This is a genomic window from Catenulispora yoronensis (assembly GCF_039531695.1).
GTDB classification, from domain to species: Bacteria; Actinomycetota; Actinomycetes; order Streptomycetales; family Catenulisporaceae; genus Catenulispora; species Catenulispora yoronensis.
The window spans coordinates 106,306-115,514 of the sequence record NZ_BAAAQN010000003.1; the positions used below are offsets into that span (position 1 = coordinate 106,306).

Genomic DNA, 9,209 nt, shown 5'->3' on the forward strand with positions numbered 1-9,209 from the left:
TGTCGGGTCTTTATCAGCGTTCTAACGTCCGGCGCATGAGACATGCCAGGAGAACCCTGACAACGCTCGGCGTCGTGGCCGCCACGGCCGCCGCGATGACCATGCCGACGATCGGCGCCGCGGCCGCCGGCCCGGCCTCCGCCCCGGCCGCCTCCGGCGGGCAGGCCGCGGTCGGCCCGCTGCTGAGCTATGTGGTCAACACCCGCGCCAACCACGGCCAGGTCCAGAAGGCCGAGCGGGAGATCGCCGACAACGGCGGCACGGTGGTGATCGCCTACGAGGAGATCGGCGTCATCATCGCGCGCTCCACCGATCCGGCCTTCGGGGCGCACCTGCGCGCGCTGAAGGGCATCGACTCGGCCGGTGCGTCGCGCACCGCCGCGCTCGCCGCCGAGGGCGACCCGGTGGACGTGGTGTCGCCGGACTCCGCCGCCGCCACCCCGGCCGCGCTCCAGGCCAACCAGTGGGACATGCGGGCGATCGGCGCCGACCGGGCGCACGCGGTCAACGAGGGCAGCCGCTCGGTCGTGGTCGGCGTCCTGGACTCCGGCATCGACGCCACCCACCCGAACCTGGCGCCGAACATCGACGCCGCGGACTCGGTCGGCTGCACCGCCGGCGGCGTCCCCGACACCTCCTACGCGGCCTGGCAGCCCACCACCAGCAGCCACGGCACGCACGTGGCCGGCATCATCGCCGCGGCCGACAACAACACCGGCGTGATCGGCGTGGCGCCGAACGTCCGCCTGGCCGCGGTGAAGGTCGTCGACGACGGCGGCTTCATCTACCCCGAGTACGCGGTCTGCGGCTTCGTCTGGGCCGGTCACCACCACTTCCAGGTCACCAACAACAGCTACTTCGTCGACCCCTGGCTCTACAACTGCACGACCGATCCCGACCAGGCGGCGATCGTCGACTCGGTCAAGCGGGCCGTCGACTTCGCCACCAACAACGGCGTGCTGAGCTTCGCCGCGGCCGGCAACGAGAACCAGGACCTGGCACATAAGACCACTGACACCACCTCGCCGGACGACACCACCCCGGTGACCCGCCCCATCACCACCTCCTGCCTGGACATCCCGGCCGAACTGCCCGGCGTCGTCAGCGTCTCGGCGACCGGCGCGTTCAACGCCCGCTCGTACTACTCGTCCTTCGGCCAGGGCAAGGTCGAGGTGGCCGCACCCGGCGGCGACCGCATCTACCAGATCCCCGACACCCCGGACCAGAACGGCCGCGTGCTGAGCACACTGCCCGGCGGCACCTGGGGCTACGCGCAGGGCACGTCCATGGCCTCGCCGCACGCCACCGGCGTCGGCGCCCTGCTCGCCAGCACCCACCCCGGCGCCACCCCGGCCCAGCTGCGCGCCCTGCTCGACGCCCAGGCCGACCCGCTGTCCTGCCCGGCCACCGAGCCCGACCCGGGCGGCTCCACCTGCACCGGGCCCGCCGGGAACGACAGTTTCTACGGGCACGGGCTGGTCGACGCGTACCGCGCGGTGACGAGGTAGCGACCGAACCATCAGGCTATTGATTCGGACGTCCGGTGACCGGCGTCTCGCCCGCAGCGTCGGCGAGGCGTCGGTGACGCGTCGGTGACCCGTCAGCGACCCCCTGCACTGTGGTTCCGGGCCTCAGAACGAGGCGGTGGCACAGGGGCCGGCCGAGGCCGGCTGAAATGGGGATCGCTGATGATCAGCTCGGATTCGAACAAGAAGCGGCGGCGGCTCCGTCGGATCGCGTTGGCGGTCGGGGTCGTCGCCGCGGTCTTCGCCGGCGAGGCCGGCCCGGCCTTCGCGGACGGCTTCGTCACGTGGACCAACGCCCGGACCGGCGCCTGTCTCAGGTCGGACAAGGCGAACAACGGCACGTTCAACGTCTACACCAACTCCTGCACCAACCCGGTGACCAGTCAGTACCCCGACATCTGGTGGTACGACGTGCGGCAGACCAACGGCTCGTTCACTGAGCATCCACGACAGGTGATGGAGGACCCAAACGGAAACGTCTGGTACTCGTACTACGCGTCCTGCCTGAAGGGCAATCGGGAGTGGAGCTCCTACGGGAGTGTCTCGATGCAACCGTGCAGCGAGGGATCCAGCAACGCCGACCTGAACCAGGACTGGATCGAGATCCACCTTTCCAACGGCAGCTGGCTTCTCCACAACTGGATGAGCGGCTGGGTGCTCGACGGCGGCAACGGCCCCAACGCCAACGGCCAGTTCGCCAGTCAGAACCTGTTCGTGAACACCCTCTACAACAACGACATGTGGCAGCAGTGGCACTGATCGCTTTCTGACGCTCGACATCCCGCCGGGCCGCCGTCGCACAGCGCGGCGGCCCGGCCGGCCGGTCGCTCATGTCTCCCGAACTCATCCGGGTCGCCGGGCACTGCCGCCCGATCTCGACCCCTGGTTCTGCAAGGGCTGTTCACGATGACTCTCCGTTTGACTCGTACGACCATCTCGATCGCCCTGGTCGCCGCCGCGGTCGGCGCCGGTGCGTGGCTGGCTGTCGGCGACGCCGGCCCCAGGGGCACATCCACCGCGGCGCCCGCGTCGGACCCGGTCCGGCACGCCCCGCTCATGGCCACCGGTCCTCATGCCGCCGGACTCACTGTCCAGGCCCGCGGACCGGGCGGCGCGGAACTCTTCTCGGACGGTTCGATGCTGCTGCCTCTGGACAGCTACGACGGCTACGGGACCGATGTGAACGAGTCCTTGATCTACCGGGCGGTGACCAAGGTCGAACAGCGGTGCATGCAGGCCGAGGGCCTCACTCTGCCCCAGGGCTGGGGCGGAAACTATCTGCCCACTGTTCTGCCGCCGCTGGTGTACTTCGGCGTCGCGACCGTCGACGACGCCAAGACCTACGGCTACCGGCTTCCGCAGCCGGTCCCGGCCTCGGCGCCGCCTTCCGCCGTCCCGGAGGCCGTCACGACCGCGTTCTACGGAAAGCCCGGCGGCGACGGAGGCTGCCTGCAACAGGCGGTCGCGACGTTGGACATCGACAAGGCCGTCGACGCCTACGGAGAAGTGCAGACGCTTCGTATGAAAGCGCTCGACGACACCCACCAAGATCCCTTGGTGAAGGCAGCCAATGCCGCGTGGAGCGCATGTATGAAGACCGCCGGTTACTCGTACCCTGATCCGTTGACGGCGTCCAACGACAAGGCCCTGCTCGGCTCGGGGTCGCCGTCGTCGGCCGAGAAGCAGACAGCGGCCGCCGACGCCACCTGCAAACAGCACACCGGGTACGAGCAGACTTTCATGAGCGCGGACGCGACACATCAGCTGGGCCGCATGGCTTCTGAAGGATCCCGGTTGGACCAGGTCTTGAAGGAATGGCGTGACGTCCTCGACAAGGCAACGGCGGTCACGGTCGCCACGTAGGCGAGCCGGCCGCCGCGCGGAGGTGGGACCGGCGCTTCGCCGGTCCCACCTCTCTCATGCGTCTCAGCAGGTCAGGTTCCCGCCCGGAGCCACACCGAGGATCGCGGTGATGCTCTGGTAGTCGTTGACCCGGTCCTGCATCTCGGCGGTGTTGCCGCCGTTGCACTCGATGCTGCCGTTGATGGAGCGGATGGTCTGGCCGAAGCCGGCGCCGTTGACCATCGCGTTGTGCGGGGTCATCGTGCCGGGGCCGCTCTGGGTCATCCAGTACCAGAGGCCGGTCTTCCACGAGATGGCCGCGTTGGTGGCGACCAGGCTCGGGTTGTCGAGCAGGTCGACGCCGATCGCGTTGCCGGCCGCGTAGTAGTTGAAGTTCCAGCTCAGCTGGATCGGGCCGCGGCCGAAGTAGGCGTAGGTGCCCGCCGGGCAGCCGTAGGGCTCGCTCGCGCAGTAGTTCCCGGACTGGTCGATCTCGTTGACGTACACCAGGCCGCCGGTCTCGTGGTCGACGTTGGCCAGGAACGCCGCCGCCTCCTGCTTCTGCACCGTGGTGCTGCCGGTCGTGGCGAACGCCGGGTAGGCGCTCAGGGCCGCGACCAGGCCGTCGTAGGTGTAGAAGGAGTTCCGGTTCGGGAACATCTGGTTGAACTGGGCCTGGCTGACCACGAAGCCGCCGCCGCCCCCGCCTCCTCCGCCGCCACCGCCGGTGCAGGTGTAGGGCGACCAGAACCAGGTGCTGATGGTCGGGTCGTACCCCGGGTTCGCGTTGGTGGCGATGTAGAGCCCGCCGTTCGGCGTGTAGGTGACGATGTCGCCGACGTTGTAGTTGTGGCCCGCGGCCCACGCCGGGTAGCTGCAACCGGTCCCGCCGCCGCCCCCGCCGCCGGTCCCCCCACCGCACGCGCCCTGATCGGCCCAGACTCCCTGGCCGTTGTTGCCGGGGATGTCGCCTTGGGTCCACCACTTCGCGGACCAGTTGTCCCCGTTGTACGAGGCGGTCATCCCGCCGGTGTACACCTGGCCGGCGCTCCAGGGCGCCGCGCAGGTCGCCGCCGCTCCGGCGGGCGCGGCCGGACCGACGAGCATCGTCAGGCCCAGCAGCGCCGCCAGCGCGGCCAGTAGTGCCAGCAGCCGGGTTCTCCCGGCCGCGCGAGGAAGGGTCATGTGCCACTCCTTGTGTGAGGGTGTTGCGACGAGAGTGGTTCACCAACAGCAAACTGAATTGGTCCAGACCAGTCAAGGGTTTTGCCAAGAATTGGTGTAGACCGGTGATCGATTTGTGCAAGTCAGAGGGCTGTAGGCGCGGTCGTCGCCGCCTCGTTGGGGGGCTTGACACATGGTCAGATCAGGGCGTCGGCTCCAGTGGTGCTCAAGGTGCTGTCATCCGGTGAGGCCAAGTTGCTCCCGCGCCGCGTCCGCCCACCGGACCACCGCCGCGGCCCGGCTCTCCTGAGCCAGTTCCGTCGCCTCCGCGAGACGGGCCGCCGCGTCCTGGGGCCGGCCCTGCTGGACGTCGAGGGTGGCGAGCACGATCAGGTTCGCCGCCACGCCAGGCAGGAAGGCCAGTTCCCGGCGCAGCCGCGTGGACTCGTCGAGATGCTCGCGGGCTTCGTCGAGACGGTCGTGAAACTGCGCGGTGAAGCCCAGGTGCCTGAGGGCGTAGGACTTGGTCAGCGCGTCGTCCGCCTGCTCGGCCAGGGCCAGGGAGCGCTCGAAGAACGGCGCCGCCGTCGGGGTGTCGTCCCGAATCACCTGGTGGACTATGCCGACCCAGAACAGTGCTTCGCCTTCGCCGCGCGGGTCGCCGAGCGCCTTGTAGAGCCGCGCTGCTCGCTCGAACAGTTCCAGCTCCTGCTCGTCCTCGACCCGGTCTTCGAGGAATCGGGCGTGGACCAGGCGGCCGCGGGCGAGGGCATGGTCGGCCTCGACGGCGTCAAGGCTCTGATGCGCGGCTGTCAAGGCATCGCTGTCGCCACCGAAAACTGCCTGCTCATAAAGGTGTTCAGCCAGTTCAATACGAGGATCAGAAGTCATTTCGCAAGCCTAGATGATTGATTCCTGGGGGTACCGGCGCGAAACGGCTGATCAGCGGCGCCTGGCCGCCCCGGCCGGCCACCCACAGCCAAACCAGGCTGAGGGTGTCCGTCCGGGTCACCCATGCTTGCTGCTGAGCCGTTTCGCACGTCTCGCACGTAAGGTGCGGCCCCGCAAGCCGGAACCCCCAGGAATCAATCATCTAGTAAGCCATCCGACGACTAGGTCGGTCCCGCAGTCCTGAGACAGGGCGTTGACGGGGTGGCTGCTGTCTCCTACTGTGTGCGCCGTTCACCTACGTATCAGTGTTCACATACGTGAATATCAGTGGAAGGTGCGCCCCACATGTTCCGCCTCCGCGCTCCCGGCTTGCCCCTGGCGTCGATCGCCGCCGCGACCACGGCGCTGGCGTTCGTCGTCCCCGTCGCGGGCTCCGCCTCGCCGGCGGCCGCCGCCACGTCGGTCATCGGCATCGACTCCACCACCGTCGGCACCTCGCTGACCGCCGCCGCGGAGGGCCTGTCCTTCGAGGCCAACAACCTCGCGCAGCCCGGATTCACCGGGGGGAACCTCGCGGCGTACCTGGACACGCTCAGCCCGTCGTCCGTCCTGCGCATCGGCGGCAACAAGTCGGACCAGACGTTCTGGACCTCCACCGGCGAGAGCGCGCCGTCGTGGTCCGTCGCCACGATCACCCCGGCCGACCTCACCGCGCTGGCCGGACTCGCGAACGCCAGCGGATGGAAGGTGATCCTCGGCGTCAACCTCAAGCAGTACGACCCGGCGCGCGCCGCGAACGAGGCTCAGGCCGCTCAGCGGATACTGGGCTCGACGCTGAAGGACATCGAGATCGGCAACGAACCGGACCTCTACCCGGCATATCAGGGCAATACGTCGCGCTATCTCACCGACTTCCAGGCCTACGTATCGGCGATCCGCGCCGCCGCCCCCGGCGTGCCGATCGAGGGCAGCGACGAGGCGCGCGGGCCGAGCAGCAGCTTCCAGAACGCGTTCGTCGGCGCGCAGAAGGCATTGCCGAAGCCGCAAATCAATGAGCTGACGAACCACTACTATCCGTTGACCGGAAACGCTTGCGGCGGCAGTCCGACGATCGCCGCGCTGCTCGGGACGACGCTGCGCAGCAGCGAGAAGGCCGAGGCCGACGCGGCGATCGCGAGCGCGGCGCCGCTCGGCGTGCCGGTGGCCATCGACGAGAGCAACAGTGCCGACTGCGGCGGCGCTCCCGGAGTGAGCAACGTCTTCGCCTCGGCGCTGTGGGAGGTCGACGAGCAACTCGTCATGGCGCGTGAAGGCGTCTCAGGGAACTACATGCACGGCGGCGTCGCGCAGTGCGGGTCGGCGATGCCGTACACGCCGCTGTGCGCGCTGACCGCCGCCGACGCGGCGGCGGGCCGCGTGGTCGCTCAGCCGGAGTACTACGGGATGGCGACGGTCCGGGCGCTGGGCACCGGCCAGTTCCTGAACCTGACCAATCCGATCTGGGCCGACGTGCGGGCCTACGCCGTCAAGCACGCGGACGGAACCCTCAGCGTGCTGCTCGACGACGTCGACGACCCGTCGTCCACCGGCGCCACCACGGTCCAGCTGACGCTGCCGGCCTCGTACGGCTGGGCGAACCAGGTGGACCTGACCGCGAGCGGCGGACTGTCGGCGACCGGCGGGATCACGCTCGGCGGGCAGACCGTGCACGCGGACGGCACCCTGCCGGCCCCGACGCCGCACGGGTTCGCGGTCTCCGGCGCCGCGCTCACCGTGACGATTCCGGCCGGCAGCGCACGGATCCTCACCTTCAGCGCGTCCGCCCCCACCAGCACGAGCACGACACTCGTCGGCGGCCTGTCCGGCAAGTGCCTGAGCGTGAGCGGCGGCTCGACCCAGGCCGGCGCGACGGCGGACATCTACACCTGCAACGGCAGCGCCGGCCAGAACTGGACCCTCCGGGCCGACGGCTCGATCGTCGGCGTCCCGTCCGGCGACTGCCTCGGGGTGGTCGGCGGCTCCACCGCGCCCTCCGCCGGGGTCGACATCGAGGCCTGCGACGGCGCGGCGAGCCAGCATTGGACGGCCACGGCGGCAGGCACGATCGTCGGCGCCGGATCCGGCCTGTGCCTGAGCGTGACCGGCGCCTCCACCGCGAACTACGCGACCGCCGACATCTACACCTGCAACGGCAGCGCCTCGGAGACCTGGTCGCAGAAGCCTGCGATCTGAGTACACCGCACGGTACCTACGGCGCAGCACCCACCGCACAGCACCCACTGCACAGCACTCGCCACACAACACGGCAGCACCCATCCCCACGGCACCAACCGCACAACCCATATCGCACCATCCCGCACCATCCCGCACCCCACCCCGACCGGGCCCCACGCCCGGGAAAGGAAATCCCACCATGGCCAGATGGCCTCACGGGGCACGCCCCGACCAGCGGGGCGCCCGCCGCCACCGCCGTCGTCCGACGGCGATCCTCGGCGCCGGCGTCCTCAGCGCGGTGCTCAGCGTCGCCGGCATCAGTCTGACGCTCGCTCCGGCCGCCTCCGCCGCGACGGTGACCGGCCCCATCACCGGATACCAGGGCCTGTGCCTGGACGACCGCGGCGCCGTCACCACCAACCTCAACCCGGTCCAGATCTACACCTGCAACGGCTCCGCGGCCGAGCAGTGGACCGTCGACAGCAGCGGCAACACCCTCCAGGTGCTCGGCAAGTGCCTGGACGTGCACTCCGCCGGCACCGCCAACGGCACCCTCGTCGACCTGTACGACTGCAACGGAACCGGCGCCCAGGTGTGGGTCCCGCAGTCGAACGGCGAGCTGCTGAACCCGGCGTCCGGCAAGTGCCTGGACGACACCAACCACGGCGGCTCCGGCACCCAGTCCCAGATCTGGACCTGCAACGGCGGCGTCTACCAGCAGTGGAAGCTGCCGACCGGCAGCGGCGGCGGCGGTGGCGGCGGGCTGAACCCGAACGTCGCCCCGGGCGGCAACTTCAACCTGTCGCTGTGGGAGCTGCAACTGCCGACCGGCTCGCCCGGCTCGCCCACCACCATCCTCCCGGCCCAGCTGGAAGGCGCGAACGGGTTCCAGGACTCGTACTTCTACACCGACTCCCACGACGGAGCGATGACCTTCTGGGACCCCGAGAACGGCGTCACCACGCCGAACTCGAACTACTCGCGGTCCGAGCTGCGGGAGATGACGTCCAGCGGCGCCGCCGCGAACTGGTTCGCCCCGGGCAACCACACCCTCAGTGCCACTCTGAAGGTGACGAAGGTGCCGAACCACGTGTGCGTCGGCCAGATCCACCTCGGCTCCGGCGGGTCGACCAAGCCCCTGCTGGAACTGTTCTACTACGCCAACGGCGACATCAAGATGGCCATCGAGCAGACCCCGGCCGGCGGCAACGAGGTGCTCTACACCGTGGGCAACGTGCCGGTGGGCACGCACTGGAGCTACGTCATCGGCCTGAGCGGCAGCACGATCAGCCTGTCGCTCAACGGCGGCGCGGCGCGGACGTGGACGGCGTCGTCCACGTTCAACGGCTACGGCATGTACTTCAAGGCCGGGGACTACGACCAGAGCACCGGCAGCGACGCGAGCGTCGGGGCGACGGTCGGGTTCTACGCGCTGTCGATTCATCACAGCAGCTGATGGTGTAGCCCGGTAGTTCAGCAACTCGGTAGTCCCGCAACTCGGTAGTTCAGCAACTTGGTAGTTCGGACAATCCGAAGCGGCGTTCGGCGGGTGAGGACCCACTCGCCGAACGC

7 protein-coding genes are annotated in these 9,209 nt (G+C 69.3%); 5 read left to right on the forward strand and 2 right to left on the reverse strand.

The window, feature by feature from the left end; all coding sequences use genetic code 11:
* Positions 1-35: 35 nt before the first annotated feature.
* The 3 genes from ABD481_RS03345 to ABD481_RS03355 all read left to right on the forward strand — a co-directional run bounded on the left by ABD481_RS03345 (position 36) and on the right by ABD481_RS03355 (position 3,389).
* Positions 36-1,508: a S8 family peptidase gene (locus tag ABD481_RS03345; protein ID WP_344663992.1), complete on the forward strand. Its 1,473-nt coding sequence runs from the start codon at positions 36-38 to the stop codon at positions 1,506-1,508.
* 180 nt (positions 1,509-1,688) lie between these two features.
* The gene (locus tag ABD481_RS03350) at positions 1,689-2,285 is read left to right on the forward strand and encodes a hypothetical protein (protein ID WP_344663993.1); all 597 of its coding nucleotides are present in this window, start codon (positions 1,689-1,691) and stop codon (positions 2,283-2,285) included.
* 147 nt (positions 2,286-2,432) lie between these two features.
* The gene (locus tag ABD481_RS03355) at positions 2,433-3,389 is read left to right on the forward strand and encodes a hypothetical protein (protein WP_344663994.1); all 957 of its coding nucleotides are present in this window, start codon (positions 2,433-2,435) and stop codon (positions 3,387-3,389) included.
* Positions 3,390-3,452: 63 nt separating this feature from the next.
* Here ABD481_RS03355 and ABD481_RS03360 read toward each other — a convergent pair whose 3' ends face one another.
* Positions 3,453-4,553 (reverse strand): glycoside hydrolase family 19 protein, encoded by a 1,101-nt coding sequence (locus ABD481_RS03360; RefSeq protein WP_344663995.1) that lies wholly within the window; start codon positions 4,551-4,553, stop codon positions 3,453-3,455.
* Positions 4,554-4,769: 216 nt separating this feature from the next.
* The gene (locus ABD481_RS03365) at positions 4,770-5,423 is read right to left on the reverse strand and encodes a tetratricopeptide repeat protein (protein ID WP_344663996.1); all 654 of its coding nucleotides are present in this window, start codon (positions 5,421-5,423) and stop codon (positions 4,770-4,772) included.
* Between the two features lie 345 nt (positions 5,424-5,768).
* Between ABD481_RS03365 and ABD481_RS03370 the strand changes: the two genes are divergently transcribed.
* Together ABD481_RS03370 and ABD481_RS03375 are read left to right on the forward strand one after the other, a co-directional pair.
* The gene (locus ABD481_RS03370; RefSeq protein WP_344663997.1) at positions 5,769-7,655 is read left to right on the forward strand and encodes a glycosyl hydrolase family protein; all 1,887 of its coding nucleotides are present in this window, start codon (positions 5,769-5,771) and stop codon (positions 7,653-7,655) included.
* 181 nt (positions 7,656-7,836) lie between these two features.
* Positions 7,837-9,093 (forward strand): polysaccharide lyase family 7 protein, encoded by a 1,257-nt coding sequence (locus ABD481_RS03375; RefSeq protein WP_344663998.1) that lies wholly within the window; start codon positions 7,837-7,839, stop codon positions 9,091-9,093.
* The last annotated feature ends 116 nt before the right edge of the window (positions 9,094-9,209 follow it).